At 68.5% G+C, this 22,445-nt stretch carries 23 protein-coding genes and 1 pseudogene; 18 read left to right on the top strand and 6 right to left on the bottom strand.

Translation table 11 applies throughout. The annotated features are described in order from the left end of the window. Positions 1-1,715 precede the first annotated feature (1,715 nt). On the bottom strand, positions 1,716-2,537 hold the full coding sequence (locus PIR02_06345; GenBank protein WZH38284.1) for a toll/interleukin-1 receptor domain-containing protein: 822 nt from the start codon (positions 2,535-2,537) through the stop codon (positions 1,716-1,718). A gap of 79 nt (positions 2,538-2,616) precedes the next feature. Here PIR02_06345 and PIR02_06350 point away from each other — a divergent pair. Both PIR02_06350 and PIR02_06355 read left to right on the top strand, forming a co-directional pair. Continuing rightward, a pseudogene (locus tag PIR02_06350) lies at positions 2,617-2,817 on the top strand (2-oxo acid dehydrogenase subunit E2). Between the two features lie 44 nt (positions 2,818-2,861). Continuing rightward, complete coding sequence (locus tag PIR02_06355) at positions 2,862-3,047, top strand: hypothetical protein (GenBank protein WZH38285.1); 186 nt, start codon at positions 2,862-2,864, stop codon at positions 3,045-3,047. A 3-nt stretch (positions 3,048-3,050) separates the two neighbouring features. Here PIR02_06355 and PIR02_06360 read toward each other — a convergent pair whose 3' ends face one another. After that, complete coding sequence (locus PIR02_06360) at positions 3,051-4,454, bottom strand: MFS transporter (protein ID WZH38286.1); 1,404 nt, start codon at positions 4,452-4,454, stop codon at positions 3,051-3,053. Positions 4,455-4,554: 100 nt separating this feature from the next. Continuing rightward, on the bottom strand, positions 4,555-5,058 hold the full coding sequence (locus PIR02_06365; protein ID WZH38287.1) for a hypothetical protein: 504 nt from the start codon (positions 5,056-5,058) through the stop codon (positions 4,555-4,557). A gap of 212 nt (positions 5,059-5,270) precedes the next feature. On the opposite strand from PIR02_06365, the gene PIR02_06370 reads away from it, so the two are divergent. The 14 genes from PIR02_06370 (at position 5,271) to rpsN (ending at position 16,118) form a co-directional block, all read left to right on the top strand. Further along, complete coding sequence (locus tag PIR02_06370; GenBank protein WZH38288.1) at positions 5,271-6,173, top strand: MetQ/NlpA family ABC transporter substrate-binding protein; 903 nt, start codon at positions 5,271-5,273, stop codon at positions 6,171-6,173. Continuing rightward, positions 6,170-7,195 (top strand): methionine ABC transporter ATP-binding protein, encoded by a 1,026-nt coding sequence (locus PIR02_06375; protein WZH38289.1) that lies wholly within the window; start codon positions 6,170-6,172, stop codon positions 7,193-7,195. Before PIR02_06370 ends, PIR02_06375 begins: the two co-directional genes overlap by 4 nt. Next, the gene (locus PIR02_06380) at positions 7,192-7,851 is read left to right on the top strand and encodes an ABC transporter permease (GenBank protein ID WZH38290.1); all 660 of its coding nucleotides are present in this window, start codon (positions 7,192-7,194) and stop codon (positions 7,849-7,851) included. The genes PIR02_06375 and PIR02_06380 overlap by 4 nt, the downstream gene beginning before the upstream one ends. 204 nt (positions 7,852-8,055) lie before the next feature. After that, the gene (locus tag PIR02_06385) at positions 8,056-9,075 is read left to right on the top strand and encodes a zinc ABC transporter substrate-binding protein (GenBank protein ID WZH38291.1); all 1,020 of its coding nucleotides are present in this window, start codon (positions 8,056-8,058) and stop codon (positions 9,073-9,075) included. After that, complete coding sequence (locus PIR02_06390) at positions 9,072-9,887, top strand: metal ABC transporter ATP-binding protein (protein ID WZH38292.1); 816 nt, start codon at positions 9,072-9,074, stop codon at positions 9,885-9,887. The genes PIR02_06385 and PIR02_06390 overlap by 4 nt, the downstream gene beginning before the upstream one ends. Then, on the top strand, positions 9,884-10,744 hold the full coding sequence (locus PIR02_06395; protein ID WZH38293.1) for a metal ABC transporter permease: 861 nt from the start codon (positions 9,884-9,886) through the stop codon (positions 10,742-10,744). Before PIR02_06390 ends, PIR02_06395 begins: the two co-directional genes overlap by 4 nt. 41 nt (positions 10,745-10,785) lie before the next feature. Further along, positions 10,786-11,199, top strand: coding sequence for a transcriptional repressor (locus PIR02_06400; protein ID WZH38294.1), 414 nt, complete (start codon positions 10,786-10,788; stop codon positions 11,197-11,199). Further along, positions 11,186-12,214 (top strand): permease, encoded by a 1,029-nt coding sequence (locus tag PIR02_06405; protein ID WZH38295.1) that lies wholly within the window; start codon positions 11,186-11,188, stop codon positions 12,212-12,214. Before PIR02_06400 ends, PIR02_06405 begins: the two co-directional genes overlap by 14 nt. Next, positions 12,207-13,064 carry a DUF1980 domain-containing protein gene (locus PIR02_06410; protein ID WZH38296.1) on the top strand — a complete coding sequence of 286 codons (858 nt, stop codon included), beginning with the start codon at positions 12,207-12,209 and terminating at the stop codon, positions 13,062-13,064. Before PIR02_06405 ends, PIR02_06410 begins: the two co-directional genes overlap by 8 nt. Then, the gene (locus PIR02_06415) at positions 13,054-14,484 is read left to right on the top strand and encodes a hypothetical protein (GenBank protein WZH38297.1); all 1,431 of its coding nucleotides are present in this window, start codon (positions 13,054-13,056) and stop codon (positions 14,482-14,484) included. Before PIR02_06410 ends, PIR02_06415 begins: the two co-directional genes overlap by 11 nt. Continuing rightward, complete coding sequence (locus PIR02_06420; GenBank protein WZH39087.1) at positions 14,481-15,170, top strand: DNA-3-methyladenine glycosylase; 690 nt, start codon at positions 14,481-14,483, stop codon at positions 15,168-15,170. The genes PIR02_06415 and PIR02_06420 overlap by 4 nt, the downstream gene beginning before the upstream one ends. A gap of 231 nt (positions 15,171-15,401) precedes the next feature. After that, on the top strand, positions 15,402-15,638 hold the full coding sequence (gene rpmB, locus PIR02_06425) for a 50S ribosomal protein L28 (protein WZH38298.1): 237 nt from the start codon (positions 15,402-15,404) through the stop codon (positions 15,636-15,638). Continuing rightward, on the top strand, positions 15,638-15,808 hold the full coding sequence (gene rpmG / locus PIR02_06430; GenBank protein WZH38299.1) for a 50S ribosomal protein L33: 171 nt from the start codon (positions 15,638-15,640) through the stop codon (positions 15,806-15,808). The genes rpmB and rpmG overlap by 1 nt, the downstream gene beginning before the upstream one ends. 4 nt (positions 15,809-15,812) lie before the next feature. Continuing rightward, on the top strand, positions 15,813-16,118 hold the full coding sequence (gene rpsN, locus PIR02_06435; GenBank protein WZH38300.1) for a 30S ribosomal protein S14: 306 nt from the start codon (positions 15,813-15,815) through the stop codon (positions 16,116-16,118). A gap of 66 nt (positions 16,119-16,184) precedes the next feature. Here the strand turns inward: rpsN and PIR02_06440 are convergent, their stop codons facing one another. Beyond that, positions 16,185-17,573 (bottom strand): helix-turn-helix transcriptional regulator, encoded by a 1,389-nt coding sequence (locus PIR02_06440; GenBank protein WZH38301.1) that lies wholly within the window; start codon positions 17,571-17,573, stop codon positions 16,185-16,187. 474 nt (positions 17,574-18,047) lie between these two features. Here PIR02_06440 and PIR02_06445 point away from each other — a divergent pair, with 474 nt between their 5' ends. Both PIR02_06445 and PIR02_06450 read left to right on the top strand, forming a co-directional pair. Further along, on the top strand, positions 18,048-18,335 hold the full coding sequence (locus tag PIR02_06445) for an HU family DNA-binding protein (protein ID WZH38302.1): 288 nt from the start codon (positions 18,048-18,050) through the stop codon (positions 18,333-18,335). Between the two features lie 70 nt (positions 18,336-18,405). After that, entirely contained in the window at positions 18,406-20,400 is a 1,995-nt protein-coding gene (locus tag PIR02_06450; protein ID WZH38303.1) for a cytochrome c oxidase assembly protein, read from the top strand. Between the two features lie 12 nt (positions 20,401-20,412). On the opposite strand, the gene PIR02_06455 is transcribed toward PIR02_06450, so the two are convergent. Both PIR02_06455 and PIR02_06460 read right to left on the bottom strand, forming a co-directional pair. Further along, a complete protein-coding gene (locus tag PIR02_06455) occupies positions 20,413-21,501 on the bottom strand; it encodes a hypothetical protein (protein WZH38304.1) in 1,089 nt (362 codons plus the stop codon). A gap of 38 nt (positions 21,502-21,539) precedes the next feature. Then, positions 21,540-22,439, bottom strand: a complete 900-nt coding sequence (locus PIR02_06460; protein WZH38305.1) for an NAD(P)/FAD-dependent oxidoreductase — start codon at positions 22,437-22,439, stop codon at positions 21,540-21,542. Positions 22,440-22,445 lie beyond the last annotated feature (6 nt).

The raw sequence follows: 22,445 nt of genomic DNA on the forward strand, positions 1-22,445 counted from the left end.
CAGTTCCCGTCGTGCGTGGTACTTGCGAGATAAGACCTGGATGGGGTGCCGACCTGTGGTCGACACCCCTCCGTTCGGCTGGGTCAGGCTGCTGCAACAGCCTGGTCGACCAGATCATGCTCATCGACAAGATGTCGGTACGCGCGCTCGCCTTTACGGCCGACGCACGGCGGGAACGTTCCACCAGCGCGGTGCCGCGTCACGAGGCCGTACTGGTCGGCCCAAAGACCGGTAACCGGAACGCGTTGGCTCGTGACCCACGCGCCGTTCGGTCCGAGCGGTTGGTGCTTCGGATTAAACATCGCTGCTTCCTCCTTTCTCTTCGATATCGAGTACCCGAGCGGATTGCGCGATTCCACTGGCGCGCGTGCATCAGCTCGAAGTTCCAGTAGAGGCTGCGACTGGAACTCTGACGGTCGACACCGATCCGGCTACGAGGCCGGGGCATTGGAGGAGAGCGTCAACGGGGTGCGTGCGCATCGCTGACGTAGCTTCCGTGCTTCTTGCTCGATGAAATCATCGGCGCCAACCGTGGATCTTTCGTTGCTGTCGTGAGGTTAGGGCGGTGGTAGACGCCCGTATTGGTGCGCCCACAGTAGGCCTAGCCCGTCATGAGCAGTGGACGCCACGCCGAGAAGGGAATACAAGAAGAGAGCCCTCGACCTATGGTCGAGGGCTCTCGCGAAGCTGCGGAAGCTGCTACCACACAGCGTCCAGAGTTGGCTTCATAAGTGTCAGCGGCAGCGGTGCTCATGACACGCAACTGTGCGGCGTGTTGTAAAAAATGTAAGCCAAGAGGAGTATCGGGTGATGGCAGCACCTCTCAACGGGCCACATCCCATGAGCAGCAAGCTGCAGATTCGGCTACCCATCGCGCTAGCGCGTCAACTGAACATCGAGGGTGGAGATCAGTTTTACTGGCGAATCAGCGATGACGATCCAGGGGTCCTCTTGTTGATTCCTGTCGAGGTCGTCGAAAGGCGTTACTTGCTCGGAGAGGACGCGGAAAGGCGTTCTCGTACGTCCTAGCCGCTGGTCGCTCCCAGCACTCTTCACCGGGCCCGTCGGATGACGAGGGGAATGTTGTCCGCGACGCTCCCACTCTCCTCTGACCGAAGATCGCTAGGTCGATGCCTCGGTCGGATGCTCCGGCCAAAATGAATGTGTCGTGCATCTTGATACCGTGATCGGTGCTCGACCGGGCGAGGAGCGGCCGATGAACTTGCCCCATCGCCGCAAGCTCCACTCCCGGCGCCTGGTGTCGTGTCGACCTCGCGGCATCCAATCTGACCTCGTGGCAACGACGCGTGTCATAGCCTTTTCGAACAGGTGCAGGAGGAATGGTCTCGTTCCGACCGTCAGACGATGCTCTGAGCGGGGGTGGTGGGCGCCGATGGGGAAAAGAGGGCGATCGGCCGCGTTCGCTTCTTAGCTGCAAGCCGCGGAGGCAGGGTCGTTCCTCGCCTTGCGGGTCCTCTCGCGCTCAGTCACGAAGCGTGCAGTCATTGCGGCAGACTACTCATCAGGCCAGAGCCCGAGCGCGGCCCAAAGCGCCCCCTCGTTCTCGGGCGTGTTCGACACCAGGGTTCGGGTGACACGCCGGCGTGCGGTGCCGACACGGATACCTCGCTCTGGGCCGGTTTTGGGCCACTGTTTAAGCGTCGCCATGGCGACTCCCATAATCAACTCCATGCTCGCCCACGGAAGCCGGCAGATCAGTCGTCGAGCTCGATCGGGGCGATCTTTATGAGAAGTTTCTTCGGCCCGACGCTATCGAATCGAACGTGTGCCACTGCTTTCGCCCCCTCGCCGGTCACACTGTCGACCACTCCGGGACCAAACTCGGTATGAAGAATTCGCTGCCCCGGTGGGAGATTCATGTCGCCGTTGTCGCGCACCCTTGAGGATCGTGCGTAGTTGACGCTCGGTGGCGCGGTCCATCCGCTCGGAGCTTGATCACGACGCACGAGTGAGCTGACGGCGAGATGAATCTCCTCGAGAAGGTCCTGGCTATCGCGGCGTGGAGTGGGCGCGTCATCTGCCGTGCTGGCGGACAATGCGACGGCCTGCTCGAGCAGGGGCCACCCGTCTTCAATCAGAAGGCCTAGCGCGCGTTCGCTGGGCATGCCCCCGGCGGTGATACGAAGTTGCTTCCATAGCTTTCCGAAGTCGGCTTCGGACGTGCCGAGAACGTTCTGAAACTGATCGAGGGGGGAGATTAGTTCCGAGCGGTCGAGGTCTACAAGGATCGGTATCACACTACCGCGATCTGTTTTGCCCGCTAAAGCTCCCGCCTCAAAAAGAAGCCATGGTGCTCTTTGGTTGGATCTTGTCACGAGCAGGATGCCCATGTCGGCGGCGCCGAGATTTCCTGCAATGGCTGATAAGAATCGCTCGCCCGGAGCGATGTCCGCATCGGACAAGAATGTTGAGAGGTGGCCCGCGAAGGCCTCGTCTAGGAACAATTTGAGAGCGAGACCCAGCTCCCTGGTCTGGTCGCCCGACCAGCTGATGAAGACCTTCGCTGCGGTTTGCATCTGTCGAGTATGGCTCAGTGGATGTCCCCCCACGGCCTGAAGCGCGGAGACCATCTTTGCGGTGTTCTTGATTACAAACATCAACCCGGGCGAGGCCGGCATCATCGCCCTCGGCGCGATCCGCCAGAAGCCGTGGGTCGTCGACGGCGAGGTGCGCCCCCGCTGGGTGACCACGGTGTCGGGCTCGTTCGATCACCGTGTGGTCGACGGCGACGGCATCTCGCGCTTCATTGCCGACGTGGCATCCGTGCTGGAGGAGCCGGCGCTGCTGCTCGACTGAGGTCGACGGATCTCTCGGCCGGGGCCGTCCGTACGATGGACGGCATGGAGCGCGACGAGGAGAGCCAAGAGCAGCGGGCCCTGCGCTCGATCCGCGCCATAGACGCGGGTGCCGACATCGGCGCCGAGGCCCTTGCGCTGTCGAACGCGTTCACCGATCGGCACACGGCTCGCATCGCGGCGTGGCTGAAGCGCCGACGGGGTTCGTCCGACGCGCCGGGCGGGACCTGAGCGTCAACCCGGGAGGGACGGGTGCTTCTCGATCGGCGTCCGCCGGGTCGGGATCAGCAGGGCCAGCACCAGGGCCACGACCGCGGCTCCGATCCCCATCAGGAACGACACCTGGAACGCCTGCGACGTCGGCACGCGCGTCTCGCCGGAGCCGGTCGACAGCGTCGCGAGCACGACGCCCACGATCGCGGCGGCGGTGCTCGTGCCGAGCGAGCGCGCGAGGGCGTTCAGGCCGTTCGACGCGCCGGTCTCGCTGGGCGGGACGGCGCGCATGATGAGCATCGGCATGGCGGCGTAGCCGAAGCCGATCCCGAAGCCGATGAGGATGTTGGCGACGACGAAGTGCCACACCTCGGTCGAGAAGATCAGGCTGAAACCGTACGCGAGGATCAGCGAGACCGACCCGGCGACGAGCAGCACGCGCGGCCCGACCGTGCGGGCGAGGGATCCCGAGATCGGTGAGAGCACCATCATCACCAGGCCCGACGGCATCACGACCAGGCTCGCGGCCAGCAGTGACAGGCCGAGGCCGACGCCCGTGGCCAGCGGCAGCTCCAGCATCTGCGGATAGGCGACGTTCGACGTGAAGAGCGCGAAGCCCATCGCGACCGAAGCGAGGTTCGTCAGCAGCACGGGGCGGCGGGCCGCGACGCGCAGGTCGAGCAGCGGATTGTCGACGCGCAGCTCGTACCAGCCCCAGACGAGCAGGATCAGGATGCCGCCGACCGCAAGGCCGAGCGTGAGCGGCGAGGTCCAGCCCCAGGTGTTCCCGCGCGACACGGCCAGCAGCACGCCGATCAGGCCGACGGCGAGACCCACGGCCCCGAGGTAGTCGAAACGTCCGGCGGTGCGCAGCACGCTGACCGGCACGATCCACACCACGAGGGCGAACACCGCCGCACCGAGGCCCCCGGCGATCCAGAAGAGCCAGTGCCAGTCCGCGTTCTCGGCGACGAGCGCGCTCACGGGAAGACCCAGGGCGCCGCCCACGCCCAACGTGGCGCTCATGAGCGCGATCGCGCTGTCGACCCGGTTCTCGTGCAGGACGTCGCGGAGGATCGAGATGCCGAGGGGAACGACGCCGACCACGGCGCCCTGGAGAGCGCGACCGACGATCATGCCGATGATCCCGGCGGACAGGGCGGCGATCACGGACCCGAGGATCATGATCGCGAGCAGCACCAGGACCATGCGCCGCTTGCCGTACATGTCGCCCAGGCGACCTGCGATGGGCGTGAAGACCGCGGCGGCGAGCAGGGTCGACGTCACGACCCAGGCGGTGTCGTCGCGCGAGGCGTTCAGGAGCGTCGGGAGCTGCGACTGAATGGGCACCACGAGGGTGAACATGAACGATGAGCACAACCCCGCGAGGGCCAGCACGGCCACGACCGCGCCCTGGGGTGGCATCCGGGTGAGTTTTCTTCGCGCGTTCTCATCCCGTGACATCGCTGTCCAGGCTATCCGTCTCCTGTGAGGGGGAGGGTCGTGCGGGCGGGAGCGCAGCGTCTCAGCGCGGCGGGATCGGGGCGTCTCCTCGGCCGCTCCAGCGGTGCGGCCACACGAGATGCATCGCGCATATGCAGAACACGACCCAGCCGGCGACGAGCACCTGCCAGCCGTCGAGCTCGGTGGATCCTGCGTCCGAACTCGTTCTCACCAGAACGGTGCCGACCACGACGAGGAGGAGACCCGCGCCCGCGCCGATCAGTGTGTACTCGCCGTGCCGGAGCCACCATCGCCGGATGGGCGGGACGAGCCGGATCGGCAGGCCGATGACGAAAGCGGCTGTGGCCGACGGGATGGCAACGAGGACCGGCAGCACGACCATTCCGATCAGCGTGAGGATGCCGTCGTACTCCGTCCACATCCCCGCGAGGGAGGTTGCGGCGACCGCGAAGACGACTGCCCCTCCGCCGAAGAAGTTGATGAGCGCGAGCATGCCGGCACTGTTCCCCCACGGCGGCGGCGCGTATCGCCGAGCGGCGGGGCCGTAGACCGGAACAGCGTTCATGCGGCGAGCATGGCAGGTCATGGCGTCGGCGTCGCGACGGTATCTCGATGTCCGGGTAATCCACCGGTGGGCTCACCGAGCGGGCGTACCGTGAGGAGCACTGCGCTCTCGCAGGCAGCTCCGCGGGCCGGCGAAGGCGAGTTTGTGACCGCTCATGACCGCCCATTACGTCTCGACTTTGGCATCCGCTCCGAGCTTGTTTACGTGGAGCTATGACTTCACGCACCACCGCACGCCTGGCCACGATCCTCAGTGCATCCGCCGCTGCCCTCCTGCTCACCCTCACCGGCTGCGCCGGTGGCTCCAGCGCAGGGGACGACTCCACGCGCATCGTCCTCGGCGCCGACGACGGCAATGAAGCGCACTGGACGGTCTTGAAGCAGAAGCTCGCCGACGAGGGCATCGACCTCGAGGTGCGCACGATCAACGACGGCGTGCAGCTCAACCAGGGCGTGCAGGACGGCGAGCTCGATGTGAACCTCTTCCAGCACCTCATCTACCTGTCGCAGTTCAACGTCGAGAACAACGGAACGCTCGTGCCCGTCGGCGCGACCGCGGTCTACCCGCTCGCGCTCTACTCCGAGCAGTACACCGACGTGAAGGACCTGCCGGAGGGCGCGAAGATCGCGATCCCGAACAACCCGACCAACCTCGCCCGCGGCCTGCTCAACCTGCAGACCGCGGGGCTCCTCACGCTGAAGGACGGCGGCACCGCTCTCTCGACGCCGGCCGACATCGAGACGACCAAGGTCGAGTTGCTCCCGGTCGACACGAACCAGACCGTCACCGCGCTCAAGGACGGCAGCGCCCAGGCCGCCATCGTCAACAACACGCAGGCGCAGAAGGGCGGGCTCGGCGACGAGCTCATCATCTTCAAGGAAGACCTGAACAACCCGCAGCTCGCGCCCTACATCAACGCCTTCGTCACGCGTGACGACAAGAAGGACGACCCCCGCTGGGAGAAGCTCGTCGCGGCGTACCACAGCCCCGAGGTCGAGGCCGCGGTCACCGAGCTCAACCAGGGCAACCTTCAGTTCAAGGCCGATTGGACCGGCGCCCAGCTGCAGGACGAGCTGACGAGCCTCGAAGACGCCCTCAAGGCCCAGAACGGATGACCTCTGTCATCGAGCTGCGGGGCGTCACGAAGAGCTTCCGCACCGATCGCCGCTACTCCACCACCGCCGTCGACGACGTGTCGTTGGCGGTGGAGGAGGGGTCGATCGTCGGGGTGATCGGTTACTCCGGCGCCGGCAAATCCACGCTCGTGCGCCTGCTGAACGGCCTCGAGCAACCCACGTCGGGCACCGTCGAGGTGCTCGGCGTCGACGTGGGCGCGGCATCCGAAGCGAAGCTCCGCGACCTCCGGCGCCGAGTCGGCATGATCTTTCAGCAGTTCAACCTCTTCTCCTCGCGCACGGTCGCGGCCAACGTCGCATACCCGCTGAAGGTGGCGGGCTGGAAGAAAGCCGATCGCGACAAGCGCGTCGCCGAACTGCTCGATTTCGTCGGCATCGGCGACAAGGCGAAGCAGTATCCGCGGCGTCTGTCGGGCGGGCAGAAGCAACGCGTCGGCATCGCCCGCGCGATCGCGACCGACCCGCGCATCCTGCTCGCCGACGAGGCGACGAGCGCCCTCGACCCGCAGACCACGGCCGAGGTGCTCGACCTGCTGCGCGAGATCAACAGACGCCTCGGCATCACGATCGTCGTCATCACGCACCAGATCTCGATCGTGCACGAGCTGTGCGACCAGGTCATCGTCATGGACGGCGGTCGCGTCGTCGACAGCGGCGACACGTACCGGGTGTTCGCGCACCCGCGTGCCGAGCTGACGAAGCGGTTCGTCGCGGCGGTGACCCAGGGCGTGCCCTCGGGTGAGGCGCTGTCCGCGCTCGCCTCGGGCGGCGGAGACCTCGTCAGCGTCGAGGTCAACGAGTTCTCGAGCGAAGACGTCTCCGAGGTGTTCCACCGCCACGGCGCCCGCCACTCGGTCGTCTACGGCGGTGTCACCGATGTGCTCGGAAAGCAGCTCGGCACGCTCACGTACCGGGTGTACGCCGACGACCTGAATGCCATCGTGGCCGAGCTGCGTGCGCACACCGACGTCGTCGTCCCCACCGCGGAGGCCCGCGCATGAACAAGTGGGACACCCTCACCCCGGTGCTGCTGCAGTCCATCGGCGAGACCGTCTACATGGTCGCGGTCTCGCTGCTCATCTCGGGCGTCGCGGGCCTGGTCATCGGCGCCCTGCTGTATGCCACCCGCCCCGGCAATCTGTTCGAGAACCGCGTCGTCTTCTTCGTCGCGAACCTCGTGATCAACGTCATCCGTCCCATCCCGTTCATCATCTTCCTCACCGCCGTGGCCCCGGTCACGCGCGCGGTGACGGGAACGACCCTGGGGACGGATGCCGCGATCGTGCCGATCACGATCATGGCCACGGTCGTGATCGCCCGCGTCGTCGAGCAGAACCTCGTCGCGGTCGACCCCGGGACCGTCGAGGCCGCGCGGGCCGTGGGGGCACGCCGCATCGGCGTGCTGTTCGGCGTGGTCATCCCCGAGGCGCTTGCGCCGCTGATCCTCGGCTACACGTTCATGTTCATCGCGGTCGTCGACATGTCGGCCATGGCCGGCTACATCGGCGGTGGCGGCCTCGGCAACTTCGCGATCATCTACGGCTACCAGCAGTTCAACGCGCAGGCCACGTGGGTGACGGTGGCGATCATCGTCGTGATCGTGCAGGCCGGTCAGCTGCTGGGTAACGCGCTCGCGCACCGCATCCTGCGCCGCTGATCCCGCGAGCCTCCTGGGCGACGCATCACGCCGTCCGCCCATCGAGTGTCCAAAACACCCGGAACGCGCCGAAGGTCCTCCGGGTGTTTTGGACACGAAGGCGCACCGAGGCCTCGAGCTCCACACGGCGCGGGCAGGCTGAGAGGAACGCATGAAGGCACTCGTGAGTTTGAGAACGATTATCAGGAGCGCTACCGTGTCCTCATGACCCGACGCCTCCTCGCCCCCGCCGTTCTCGGCGCCGCCACCGTTCTCGCTCTCGCCGGTTGTGCCGGTGGGGCTCCCGCTGCCGGTGGAGCGTCCGCCGACTCGTCCTCCGGCAAGGTCACCGTGGTGGCGTCCACGGACGTCTACGGTTCGATCGCCGAGGCGGTCGGAGGCGACTTCGTCGACGTCACGTCGATCATCACTTCGCCGACGCAAGACCCCCACGAGTACGAGGCGAGCGCGCAGGACCAGCTCACCCTGAAGAACGCCGGCCTCGTGATCGAGAACGGCGCCGGATACGACTCCTTCATGGAGGGACTCGTCCAGGCCAGCGGTACGACCGCCCCCGTGATCACCGCGGTCGAGTACAACCACGACTACCCGGGCGCCGAGTCGCACGACGAGGCCCACTCCGACGACGCCAGCCCCGCCCCCAGTGAGAGCGCCGACGACCACGATCACGCGGACGACGACGGGCACGACCACATCGAGGGTTTCAACGAGCACGTCTGGTACGACCCGCACACGGTCGAAGACCTCACCGCCGCCATCGCCAAGGAGCTGGGCGCGCTCGCCCCCGACCACGCCGCGGACTTCACCTCCAACGCCGAGGCCTTCACGCAGCAGATCGCCGGTCTCGAGGACTCCCTCGACCAGATCAAGGCGAAGGATGCCGGAGCGAAGATCTTCGTGACCGAGCCGGTGCCGGTCTACCTGACGACCGCGGCCGGCCTCGACAACGCCACCCCGAACGAGTTCAGCGAGTCGGTCGAGGAGGGACAGGACGTTCCGCCGGCAACCCTCCTGGAGTCACTGCAGCTGCTGGATTCCGGGCAGATCAAGGTCATGATCGTCAACCCGCAGACCGGCGGCGCCGAGGTGACGCAGGTGGAAGACGAGGCGAAAGCCAAGAACATCCCGGTGATCGAGTTCACGGAAACGCTCCCCGAGGGTCAGACTTACATCTCGTGGATGCAGAGCAACATCACGGCGCTGTCCGACGCGCTGGCGGCGTGAGCGCGGCCGCACCGCTGCGCATCCGCGGCGCCGCCCTCGAGCGGGGCGGCCGAGAGCTGTGGGCCGGGCTCGACCTCGAGGTCGAGCCCGGCGAGCTCGTCGCGGTGCTCGGGCCCAGCGGCTCGGGCAAGACGACGCTGCTCCGCGCGATCCTCGGGCTCGAACGGCTCAGCGGCGGGTCGATCGAAGCGCTGGGAACGCCCGTACGTCGTGCGGGGAACCGCCGGATCGGATACATCCCGCAGCAGCGGCCCCTCCCGCGTGAGACCCCGCTGCGCGGACGTGACATCGTCGGCCTCGGCGTCGACGGCCACCGCCTCGGCCTGCCGCTCTCGCGCAAGAAGGACCGCGCCCGCATCGACGAACTCCTCGAGGCCGTCGGCGCCACCGCCTTCGGCGACCGGCCTGTCGGTCTTCTCTCGGGCGGTGAACAGCAGCGTCTGCGCGTCGGCCAGGCGCTCGCCGACGACCCGGCCCTCCTCCTCTGCGACGAGCCGCTCACGAGCCTCGACCTGGCCAACCAGCAGGCGGTCGTGCGACTCATCGACCGACACCGCGGCGAGCGCGACGCCGCGGTGCTGCTGGTCACGCACGACATCAACCCCGTGCTCTCACGCGTCGACCGCATCCTCTACATCGCGCACGGACGCTTCACGCTCGGCACCCCCGACGAGGTGCTGACCACCGAGACGCTGACCGCCCTGTACGGTGCCCCCGTCTTTGTGGTGCGCGCCGGCGGGCAGCTCATCGTCGTCGGAGCACCGGATGCCGATGAGGCGCACCACCACCACGACCATGAGGACGACGCATGAACTGGTCCGACGTCGGTGACGCCCTCTTCGGCGGGGTGAGCCAGTACGGCGCCATCCTCGAGCTGGTCCAGAACTCCGTCTACGCCGGCGCCATCCTGGGGCTCGTGGGCGGGCTGATCGGCGTCTTCGTGATGCAGCGCGACATGGCGTTCGCCGTGCACGGCATCAGCGAGCTGTCGTTCGCCGGTGCGGCGGTGGCCCTGCTCATCGGGGTCGACGTGGTGTCGGGGTCGATCGTGGGCTCCCTCATCGCCGCAGCGCTCATCGGTCTGCTCGGTGCTCGCGCGCGTGACCGCAACTCGATCATCGGCGTGCTCATGCCTTTCGGTCTGGGAGTCGGCATCCTGGCCCTGTCGCTCTACAACGGACGCAGCGCCACCCGGTTCAGCCTGCTGACCGGGCAGATCGTCTCGGTGCAGAGCGGGCAACTGGGCTGGCTCGTCGTGATCGGGCTGTTCGTGCTCATCGCGCTGCTGCTCATCTGGCGTCCGCTGCGCTTCGACTCCCTCGACCCGCAGTCCGCCGCGGCCCGTGGCGTGCCCACGACGGCGGTGTCGCTCGCGTTCATGCTGCTGCTCGGTCTGATCGTTGCGGTGGCCGTGCACATCATCGGCGCGCTGCTCGTGATGGCCCTGCTGGTGACCCCGGCTGCGGCGGCGATGCGGGTGGCATCCGGGCCCCTCTCGGTTCCCCTGCTCGCCGCGCTGTTCGGCTTCGTGTCGGCGGTCGGCGGTGTGCTTCTCGCCGTGGCGGGGACGCTGCCGGTCAGCCCGTACATCACCACCATCTCGTTCGCGATCTACCTCGTGTGCCGCGTGATCGGCGCACGCAGGGAGCGCACCACCCGCGCCGTGTAACGCCCAGCCGATTCACCGATCCCGTCGCTAGAATCGCGGGCATGGTCCAGCGCAACACGTGGCAACGCGAACGCGTGCGCGAAGCCCTGTCCGGTGCGGGCGGCTTCGTCAGCGCGCAGGCGCTGCACGCGACGCTGCGCGACGAGAACACGGGGATCGGCCTGGCCACGGTCTACCGCACGCTCGCGGGAATGGCGGCCCAGGGCGACGCCGATTCGCTGCAGAGCCCCGAGGGTGAGAACCTCTTCCGGGCCTGCGAGACCCGCGGCCACCACCATCACCTGATCTGCCGCTCGTGCGGTGTCGCCGTCGAGATCGCCGCGACCGACGTCGAGGAATGGGCGCAGCGCACGGCCGCCCAGCACGGCTTCTCCGAGGCCGAGCACGTCGTCGACATCTTCGGGATCTGTACCGACTGCGCCCGCGCACGGGCTCGCGAGCGTGGCGACGAGTAGTCGCACCGCGACGACGTCGCCCCCGCCCACCGGTGCCTCCCGCACCCTCGTCGCGCTCGGTCTGGGTGTCGTCGTGGTCACGGCGCTCTTCCTCGTCGACGCTTTCGCCCCCACCTTCTTCTCGCAGCCGCTTCCCACCCGCGCGCAGGACGGGCTCACCCTCGCCCTCAGCGTGCTCATCGAGTCGCTGCCGTTCGTCGTCCTGGGCGTCGTGCTGTCGATCATCGTGCAGGTGTGGGTGCCGCCGGGGGCGATCGAGAGATGGATGCCACGCGCACCGTGGGCGCGACGAGCGGTGCTGTCGTTGCTCGGCATGTTCATCCCCGTCTGTGAGTGCGGCAACGTGCCGTTCGCGCGCGGCCTGCTCATGCGCGGCTTCGGCGTCTCCGACACCCTGACGTTCCTCGTCGCCGCGCCCATCGTGAACCCCATCGTCATCATCAGCACGCACGCGGCGTTCGGTTTCAGCGACGGCATCCTGGTCGCTCGCCTCATCGGCGGCTACCTCGTCGCGAACCTGATCGGCTGGCTGTACAGCCGGCATCCCGATCCCGACAAGCTGCTCACCGAGCGGTTCCTCGAGACGTGCGAGATCGTCGTGCAGGAGCGGGGCGACCGGGGTCGCCGCTCGCTCGCGCAGTTCGTGGTCGAGCTGCGTTCGGTCATGCCGGCCCTCATCATCGGCTCGCTCCTCGCGGGCGCCGTGCAGGTGTTGATCCCCCGGAGTGCGCTGCTGGCGATCGGGTCCGATCCGGCGCTGTCCATCGCGGCGATGATGGCGCTGGCGATCGTGGTGTCGCTGTGCTCGAACGTCGACGCGTTCTTCGCGCTCTCTTTCGCCTCGACCTTCACGCCGGGCTCGATCGTCGCCTTCCTGGTGGTGGGGCCGATCATCGACCTCAAGATGATGGCGCTGCTTCGCACCACCTTCTCCACCCGCGTGCTGGTGGGGATGACGGTGGTGGTCGTGCTGTTCGCCTTCTCTCTCGGAACGGTGGTGAACCTCCTTGTCTAGAACCGGTGCCCTCGCCACGCGCTGGCTGGGAGTGGGTCTCACGGCCTGCCTGTCGATCACGACGATCACCCTGTGGATCACGGGGCGGATGTCGCTGTACATCAACCCCGATTCAGCCTGGTTCGCCGTCGGGATGTCGTTCGTCGCGCTGGTCGGTGCGATCGCGTCGTTCGCCTTGCCCTTGGGGGCGGAGGCCGATCACGGCCATGACCACGAGCACGGGCACGCGGCCGCCTCCGCCTCGGCTCGGCGGGAAGCCTTCGCGCACGCCGACCATGAGCATTCCGATCCCGCCGACGACCATGACCACGCCGCGCACGACCACCTCGCGGCGCGTCCGCGACTGACCCCGGGCGGCATCGCCGCGTTCACGGGAGGAGTGCTGGCCTCGACCGCGGTGGTGGCCGTGCTGCTCACCCCGGCCGCCTCGCTGTCGACCGAGCTCGCGGTCTCGCGCGACGTGGGGGCCGCGCCCCTGTTCGCGGGTTCCGATGTGATCACCCTCGCCGCCTCGGGCGACACCTCGCAGTTCGGTGTCGGCGACTGGTCGGCGGTCTTCGCCCACTCGACGAACCCCGAGACCTTCGACGGCAAGCCCGTCACCCTCACCGGGTTCATCACCCCGGGGGGCGACGGTGCGAGCTTCGACCTCACGCGTCTCGTGATCACCCACTGCGTCATCGACGCGCAGACGGCGAAGCTCCCGATCTCCGCGACCGGTGACGCACCGTCGAGCGGGCAGTGGGTCACCGTCACGGGAACCGTGCGCTCCAGCGGCGACGGCAAGCTCGAGGTCCACGCCGACCAGGTGGCCGCCATCGACGAGCCGGCGGACCCGTATGAGTACTGACGCCCGCCGTCGAGGTGGTCCCGACTCGCGGCGTGCGCGCGCCCGCCGGCGTCAGGGTCGGGGCTTCCTCCTCGCGTTCGGCGCCGTCCTGCTCGCCCTCGTCCTCGTGGGAGGGGTCGGCGGTGTCGTCGCCGTGGCACAGGGACCCCGTGTCACCGACGTGCAGGTCGACCCCGACGCCGGGGTCGCGGCATCCGGATCCCGCGTGATCCTCACGACCACGCAGTCGCTCGAGAAGGTCGACGCCTCCCAGGTCGAGGTCGAGCCGGCGACGCCGTTCACCGTCGACACGTCGGGACGGAGCGTCGGCATCCGGTTCACGCTGCCGTTGCGCGACGACTCCGACTACCGCGTGACGGTGCGTGACGTGAAGGGGCTCGGCGCCGGGCCGGGGGCGACTCTGACCGAGACCTTCCGGACGCCCCCGCTGCAGGCGTTCCTCATGCAGCGCGGAACCCCCGAGGGCGACACGATCTTCCGCACCGACCTCGAGGGCAAGGCCGGGCTGCCGGTGTTCACCGACCCGCACATCGAGGACTTCCGGGCGACGGCCAACCACCTCGTCATCTCGACGCGGGACGACGACCAGGCGCGCGTCATCGTGACCGACCTCGACGGGCAGAACCGGCGGGAGCTGACGCTTCCGGGACCGGGATTCGTGTCGAACCTTCAGTCGGCGGACCGTGGAGAGCGCATCGGCTTCACATTCTCGGATGCCAACCTCGGTGCCGCGGGCGGGCGGGAGAGCCGTCTGTTCACGGCGTCCGCGGCGACCGACGACGCTCCGGTCGAGGTGGGACTCAACGGCGGTGACGTGCGCATCGCCGACTGGCGGTTCGTCCCCGACACCGACAGCATGCTCGTGCTCACCTTCGACTCCCGCTTGCTCCTCACCGACGCGCTCGGTGGCAACGCTGCCCCTCTCGGCAGCGCGGTGGCGATCGACGGCATCGCCCGCGGATCGTCGGTGGCGATCGTGGAACGGCTCGAGGGCGTTCGCGAGATCAACCTCACCGACGGATCGGAGCAGGCGCTCGTCTCGCCCGTCGATCCTCCCGGAACGCCCGGACGCGCGACCCCGGTGCCCGGGGCGGGGGCCGGCACGGTCCGATCGTTCGCCGACATCGCGGCCGACGGCGCGTACCGCTCGACCATCGTGGGGCACGTCGACACCGACGGCGCGGTGCGGACGCTCCTCGACGTCCCCGGCACCGACACCGTGCTGCAGACGTGCGTCTCTCCGAGCGGGCGGTACGCGGCGGTGCTGGTGGCGCCGCGCGCGGTGGACAACCCGTTCGATCGGTATCAGCTGCCCCTCCCCGGCAAACTGCAGACGCACCTGGTCGACATCGACACCGGCGAAGCGCTCGTCGCCCTGCGGGGGTTCGACCTGTCCTGGTGCCAGGTACCCCCGGGATGATGCGACCCGCGACGCGGAGCGACCTGCAGGCGCTGCCGGTGCAGGTCGCTCCGCTCCTGCTCGGCGCGGTGCTCGAGACCGAGGTGGCGGGGGAGCGTGTCGCCGTGCGCCTGACGGAGGTCGAGGCGTATCACGGGCGCGGCACCGGCGATCGTCCCGATCCCGGCTCGCACGCACGCATGGGGCCGACCCCGCGCAACGCGACCATGTGGGGCGAGCCCGGTCACCTGTACGTGTACCTGAGCCACGGCATCCATTCGTGCGTGAACGTCGTGTGCGGCCCCGACGGCGTCGCCGGCGGTGTGCTGCTGCGCGGGGGCGAGATCGTCGAGGGCGCCGACATCGCCGAGCGACGCCGCCTCGAGCGGCGCGGCGCAGTGCGTTCGTCCCGCGACCTCGCGCGCGGGCCGGGTCGTCTGGGCGATGCGGTGGGTCTCCGGCATCCGCAGCATGACGGGATCGACGCGGTGACGGCGCAGGAGCGCGCCGGTGCGCGGGCCCGGCTCCTGCTGCCGGGTGAACGGGTGTCGGGGATCGTGACGGGGCCGCGCGTGGGCGTCGCCGGGATCGCGGGGACCGACGCGTTCCCTTGGCGCTTCTGGATCGAGGGGGATGCCACGGTCTCGGCGTTCCGGTGGGGCCGCGGGGCCGCGGAAGCGGCGATGAACGCCCTGCCAGGTGGCTGAGCCCGTCGAAGCCTCCGGACGCGTCGACGGGCTCATGGGCGACGGCGACCAGGAGGTGCGGGGCAGCGGAGACGGCCCCTCGTGCTAGACTGACCCCTTGTCTGCGCGCACTCCAGCACGCAGTTCGCACCCCTTCTCCTGAATCCGGCTCTTCGCCGTGCTCAGACGGGGTGCAGACAAGGGATCTTGGGTGGCACCGTCCGGTGTCACGGTACAGAAGGAGACATCACCATGGCAGCAGTGTGCCAGGTGACTGGAGCGGTTCCCGGCTTCGGTCACAACATCTCGCACTCGCACCGCCGGACGAAGCGCCGCTTCGACCCGAACGTGCAGAAGAAGACCTACTTCGTTCCGTCGCTGGGTCGCAACATCAAGCTCAACGTCTCGGCGAAGGGCATCAAGGTCATCGACGCGCGCGGCATCGAGTCCGTCGTTCGTGACCTGCAGGCGAAGGGCGTGAAGCTGTAATGGCGAAGAAGGCTCAGGACGTCCGTCCGATCATCAAGCTGCGGTCGACCGCCGGCACGGGGTACACCTACGTGACGCGCAAGAACCGCCGCAACAACCCCGACCGCATCGTGCTGAAGAAGTACGACCCCGTGGTCCGCAAGCACGTCGACTTCCGAGAGGAGCGCTAAGCACATGGCTAAGAAGAGCAAGATCGCGCGCAACGAGCAGCGCAAGGTCGTCGTCGAGCGCTACGCCGCGAAGCGCGCCGAGCTGAAGAAGACCCTGGTCGACCCGACCGCCACCGACGAGGCCCGCGAGGCCGCGCGCGTGGGTCTGCAGAAGCTCCCCCGCAACGCGTCGCCCGCGCGCGTGCGCAGCCGCGACGTCATCGACGGCCGCCCCCGTGGCGTCCTCACGAAGTTCGGCGTCTCGCGCGTCCGTTTCCGTGACATGGCCCACCGTGGCGAGCTGCCCGGTGTGACCAAGTCGAGCTGGTAAGCACCAGACACCCGTACGAAAGGCGGGGGTTCCGAAGGGAACCCCCGCCTTTCGTCGTTCCCCTGGTCAGAAAAGCCGACGGAGCAGTTCGACCACGGCCTCCGACCGCCCGCGCACGCCGAGCTTGGCGTAGATGGAGCGCACCTGGCTCTTGACGGTGTTGAGCGACACGCCCCGCTCGCGGGCGATGTCGGCCAGGTTCCGCTCCGACGACAGAAGCATCGCCAGTTCTCGCTCCGCGGGGGTGAACCCGGGTACCTCCGCCGGCGGGCGGGCGGGAGCGGCGACGGAGGGCAGGAACTCCCGGATGCCGCTGACCAGCGGGGCAAGCTCCGGGCAGGACGCCACGACCGTGTCGAACAGGGCGATGGTCTCGTCCAGTGGCAGCATGATGAAGGGCGTGATCGATCCGCCCGTCTGCGAGATCAGCAGAAGAGCGGTCTCCATGCTCTGCTCGGCTCGGCGGGAGCTCCCCACCCGCGCGAACGCGATCGCGCGCAGCAGCAGCGTGGGCGTGAGGGTGCGGAGGCAGTGGTCGGTCTCGTCGGCGACGCACCCGTCGGTCTCGGTGAGGAGTTCGCGTTCGCGTCCGAGCAGGAGCAGCGGGCCGGACCTCTGCATGTGGAAGCAGATGCCGTGCCCGGGTGGAGTCTGAGCCGAAGCCAGCGAGGCCAGCGCCTCGGTGTATTCGCCCCGGGCGACCAGGATGTCGGAGCGGATGCATGTGAGGAAGTCGCGGATCATCCGCTGACTGCGGTGGCGTCGCGACCCGTAGGAGAGCTGCCAGCTCTCGGCGAGGGCACGCGAATAGTCGCGCTCGAGAAGTCCGCGCATGACATCGATCGCCCGCGCGGAGTAATCCCAGTAGGCGTCGTCGGGGCGGATGGCGCGCAGGGCTTGTGCTGCTCCCGCGAGACGCACCGGATCCATGCGGGCCGACGCGATCAGCGACTCGGCGAGCGGCAGGAGGCAGTCGTGCTCTTCGATCGGCCAGCCGTTCACGGCGACGAGCTCTTTGGCCTCGGCCATGTCGGTCTCGCTGCTCTCGTACTCGCCGTTCAACGCGTGCCCCAGGGCGAGCACCGAGACAGCGCGATACCGGGTGGCGTCGGTATCGGCGAACAGGAGTGCCTCGGCGCCGTATCGTGCGCCGATCTGGGGCCAGCCGATGGCGCAGCAGTACTCTCCCGCGGCCGCGAGTAGGAGAGATCGGGCGCTCGATGACAGATTCGCCATGCGCGTGAGCCGCGCGTCGATGAAGTACCGGTCGATGAGGGAGAAGCCGTCGGACAGGGCATCGCGGCGCGCGCGGGCCACCAGCACCGCCGCCAGGGTGAGGGCGGGAGCGTCGGTCCACACGCGGGGGACAGGGGGCGCCTGGGCCTCGGCGAGAAGGGCGAGGTGGCGCTCTTCCGGGATGCCATGTCCCGGGGCCATCCGAGCGGCTGTGGTCACCACCGCCGCGTGGAATGTGGCTCGCGCATCGATCGAGTTCTGCGATATCGGCATTTCACCCCCGTATCGGCGGACCCCGGCCCACTCACCCGGGGAGATCGTTCTCCGCGTGCTCGGATGACCCGTCGAATAGTTCAGCGTACGAAGTTTCTTCGTCACGGTGTCACCTGTTCTAGTGCGTGCCCGCTGGGGCACCGGTGTCATTCATGCCTCCTGTCACCCCATCGCACAGCTCGCATCGCCAGCCCCGATTCGCGATCGGGCGCTCCCCGCAGGCAGCCACGTCGCGCAGAGCGAGCCACGGGGACCCTCTCGGCGGCGACACGCCGGTCGTTCGCGGGCGAAATCGCTCAAAATCCCCGTAATTCCGCGGTTCGGTTGATACTGTCGAGGCGGTCTCCCGACCACCGAGGAGAATTCCTCCTCGTCCGATGTAACGAGAGGCGACATCACCGTCGCCTGGAGGACAACCACATGGCCGACAAGTCCATCACCAAGACCGAGCTCGTCGCGAGCATCGCCAGCGCGACCGGGCAGAGCCAGTCCGCCGTGTCGGGCGTGCTCGACTCCCTCTTCTCCACCGTCTCCGAGGCGGTCGCCAAGGGCAGCAAGGTGTCGATCCCCGGCTGGATCGCCTTCGAGCAGGTCGCGACGTCGGCTCGCACGGGCCGCAACCCGCAGACGGGCGAGGAGATCTCGATCCCGGCCGGCAAGCGCGTCAAGGTCACCGCGGGCTCGAAGCTGAAGGCCGCCGTCAAGTAAGACGACGCCGTACGCAGAGAGGGGGATGCCGAGGCATCCCCCTCTCTGTTCCCCGACGTAGTCTGGGAGGGTGAACGCCCGTGCCCTCCGCGTCGCGGGACCCGTCATCCTGATCGCGGTCTCGCTGATCGCCGTCGTCGTGGGCTTGGCCTACGGGGGTGGTGCGGCAGAGGCACTGCTGGCCGACCCGGGACCCGTGGTGCGATGGGGCCTTCCCATCTCGACGCTCGTCGTCAACCTCTCCGCCGCCACGATGGTCGGCTCCCTCGTGCTCGCGCTGTTCGCGCTGAAGGCGGGAGAGAGGCCCTTCGAGCTCGCCCTGGACACCGCGTCGATCGGTGCGGCGATCTTCACGGTGGCCTCGGCGACGACCGGCTACCTGACCTTCCTCAACATCATCAACGCGAAGCCGACCCTCGATCCGCTCTTCGGACAGCAGCTCGGGCGCTTTCTCGTCGAGAGCGAGATCGGCCCCGCGTGGCTGATGACCACGATCGCCGGCGCCGTGCTCACGGTGCTCACCTTCGCCGTGCGGTCGTGGGTGCCCACGCTGCTGGTCGCGATCCTCGCGCTCGCCGCCCTCGTTCCCATGGGCACGCAGGGCCACGCCGGCGACGAAGCGAGTCACACCGCCGCCGTGACCTCGCTCGTGCTGCACATCATCGCCGCGGCGGTGTGGCTCGGTGGCCTCGTCCTGCTGGTCGTCGTGCGCCCCGCCATGTCGCGGACCCAGCTGCAGACGACTCTCCTCAGGTACTCGTCCATCGCCCTCGCGGCCTTCCTCGTGGTCGCGGTCACGGGCACGGTCCGCGCGTCGATCGGCCTGCTCGGCTTCGAGAACCTCCTCTCGCCGTACGGCATCCTCGTGCTCGTCAAGGTCGTCGCCCTCGTCGCGATGGGGGTGCTCGGAGCCTGGTACCGCCGCCGCCTGATCTCGCGCATGGCCGAGGAGTCGGGCTCGCGGCGCTTCTGGATGGTCATCGCCCTCGAACTGGTCTTCATGGGCGTCGCCAGCGGCACGGCCGCAGCCCTCGCCCGCACCCCTCCGCCCATCGCCCCGCGCCTGATCGGCCAGTCGCCCGCCGAGGTGCTGACCGGCACGCCCCTCCCGCCCGAGCTCACCGTCGAGCGCTGGTTCACGAGCTGGGACATCGATCTGCTCTGGGCCGTCGTCGTCGCGTTCGGACTCTTCTTCTATCTCGCCGGCGTGTGGCGGCTGCACCGTCGCGGTGACGCGTGGCCGATCTACCGCACCGTGCTGTGGTGCGCGGGTCTGCTGGCGGTGTTCTGGGTCACCTCGGGGCCGATCAACGTCTACCAGGACTACCTCTTCAGCATGCACATGGTCGGGCACATGCTGCTGTCGATGGCGATCCCGCTTCTGCTGGTCTCGGGCGCACCCGTCAGCCTCGCCGCGCGTGCGATCCGCAAGCGCGACGACGGCACGCGCGGCGGTCGCGAGTGGATCCTCTGGGCCGTTCACAATCCGGTCGCGAAGGTCCTCACCAACCCCTACGTCGCCGCGGGGCTGTTCATCGGATCCCTCTGGGCGTTCTACTACACCGATCTGTTCCGGTGGTCGCTGTACGACCACATCGGGCACATCTGGATGGTGGCTCACTTCCTCATCACCGGCTATCTGTTCGTGCTCAGCCTCATCGGCATCGATCCCGTGCCGTACCGCCTCCCCTACCCCATGCGCCTGCTCGTCCTGATCGCCGTCATGGCCATGCACGCGTTCTTCGGTATCGCGATCATGATGAACTCCGGCCTCATGGTGGCGGAGTGGTTCGGCGCGATGGGCCGCACGTGGGGGGCGACCCCGCTCGAGGACCAGTACGTCGGTGGCGGTGTCGCCTGGTCGGTCGGTGAGATCCCGACCCTCATTCTCGCGATCACCGTGGCGATCCAGTGGAGTCGCAGCGACGAGCGTCAGCAGCGCCGCCGCGATCGTCACGTGGACCGCGTGGGAGATCTCGAGCTCGACGCGTACAACGACGAGCTCGCGAGACTGGCCGCGCGCGATGCGCGAGCAGCCGAACGCGACGCGGCCCGACGCGCATAGGACGCTCCCGGGTCAGTCCGAGCCGCCGCTGACGAGGATGGATGCCGTGCCATCGGGCAGAACGGTGATCTGACCGTCGACCGTGAACGGCACGTCTTCGTCGACGTTGCGCACGGACCCGTCGAAGATCGAGCGGATGTCGACGTCGATATGGGCGACCGCCTTCGTCGACGGGATGCGCCACCCGTCGCCGTCGGGGACGACCGTGACCGTGGGCTGCTGGGCGATCGACCAGGAGGGGGCGCCCTCGATACGGTTGCGCACCGTATAGCCGAAGGGGCAGCCCGTGGGCTGGAGGACCTTCTGCTCGGCGCAGGTGGTGAGGAAGTCCTCGACCCGCTGCTGCACGACCGAGATGAACTCGTCGGTCGGCTCGGCCTGGACGTCGACCGGAATGCCCGTGAGCGGAGCATCCGCGAGGACCGCGACCCCCGGCGTCGCCGAGATCGGGGTGTCGATCGCCACGGAGTACAGGCCCGGAGAGAACACCAGCAGCGGGACGGCGCTGGAGGGATCGGCATCCGCTTCGTCGACAGACACCTGTCGCTTGTCGACCTCGAAACCGTTCACGGAGAAGCGCATAGATCCGCGCACCGACAGATCGACGACGGCGAGAGGGCTGGTGGCGAAGCGCCAGCGGGGCAGAAGACCGCTCGCGCCGTCTCTCTCCACCGCGAAAGTGGTGCGGCCCGCGTACGTGCCGGCGCGATACGTGACGCTCACGCGCGTGAGATCGCCGTCGTCCTTCTCATCGACGACCTCGGCGTCGGACAGGGCGGTGAGCGCATCGGCGCGGAGGAGGGCCTCGGATGCGGTGGAGGGCAGCCCCGCCGCCTCGAGGTCGGCGGCGTCGATCGCGACTCCCGGGACGGCCAGGGCCTCCGCGGCGCGGCGATCCTCGAGCAACTCGAGGTAGTGCAGGACGAACGCGCGTGGGCTGTAGAACTCGCGGTACAGCGCCGCGGCCCCCGCTCCGAGCGCGGCGATCAGCAGGACGCCGACGACCGCGAGGGCGGTGAGCTCGACGGCGAGGCGCGGCCGGCGGCGGGGCGCGCGCGCCACGCCCTCGGGCGTCGCGGGGCCCCCGCCTGCGTTGTCCACGCCCCCAGTCTAGGAAGACGACCCCCGCGGAGGCTGGATCAGCCGCCCGACGCGGCCGTCCGCGCCTGCACGTCGGCCTGCACGACGGCGACCGCGGCGAGCTGGCCCGCGGCGATCGCGTTCGCGAGCGAGGCCATCGGCCCCGCGAAGTGATCGGGCTGAGCCATGTCGCCCACAGCGTAGACGCCGTCGACGCTGGTGCGGCCGAAGGGATCGACGCGGACGGCGCCCGACTCCTGCCGCTCGAGTCCGAGGTGGTCGGCGAAGGGGGCACGCTGTCGTGAGACAGGTGCGACGAACGCCCCCGCGACGTCTTCCGCACGACCGTCGTCGAGGTGCAGCCGCAGCCCGGCCGGGGAGATGCCGACCTCGCGTACCCGTGCCGGATCGATCACCACGACCTCGGATGCCACGGGCTCGAGCATGGCGGACAGCATCACCGCGTGGGGGCCGGCGTTCAGCACCGCGACGCGCTGTCCGGCGAACTCGTGTCCGTGGCAGAACGGGCAGTTGGCCACGCGGTCACCCCAATGCGCGGCGAGTCCGGGGACCGGTGGCAGGTCGTCGGCGAGCCCGGTCGCGAGGATCACGGCGGTGGCGCGCAGCTGTGCTCCGCCGACCGTGACCTCCAGGGCGTCGTCGCTGCGCGACACGGTGGCGGCCGCGGCATCCCGGATCTCGACCGTCTCGTACGCGGCGATCTCGTCGCGCGCGACGCGTCGGAGCTCGGCGGGGTCGCGCCCGTCGTTGGTGAGCAGGTTGTGGGCGTGCGGCACGGTGCCGTTGCGGTATGCGCCCGAGTCGAGGAGGAGGGTGCGCCGGTGCATGCGCCCGAGGGTGAGGGCGGCCTGCAGGCCCGCCGGGCCGCCTCCGATGATGATCGCGTCGTACACGATGAACTCCTTTCGCTTGCGTTCGGATCCATCGTGTGACTTCATGTCGAC

This window comes from Microbacterium enclense, assembly GCA_038182865.1.
Classification (GTDB): Bacteria; Actinomycetota; Actinomycetes; order Actinomycetales; family Microbacteriaceae; genus Microbacterium; species Microbacterium enclense_B.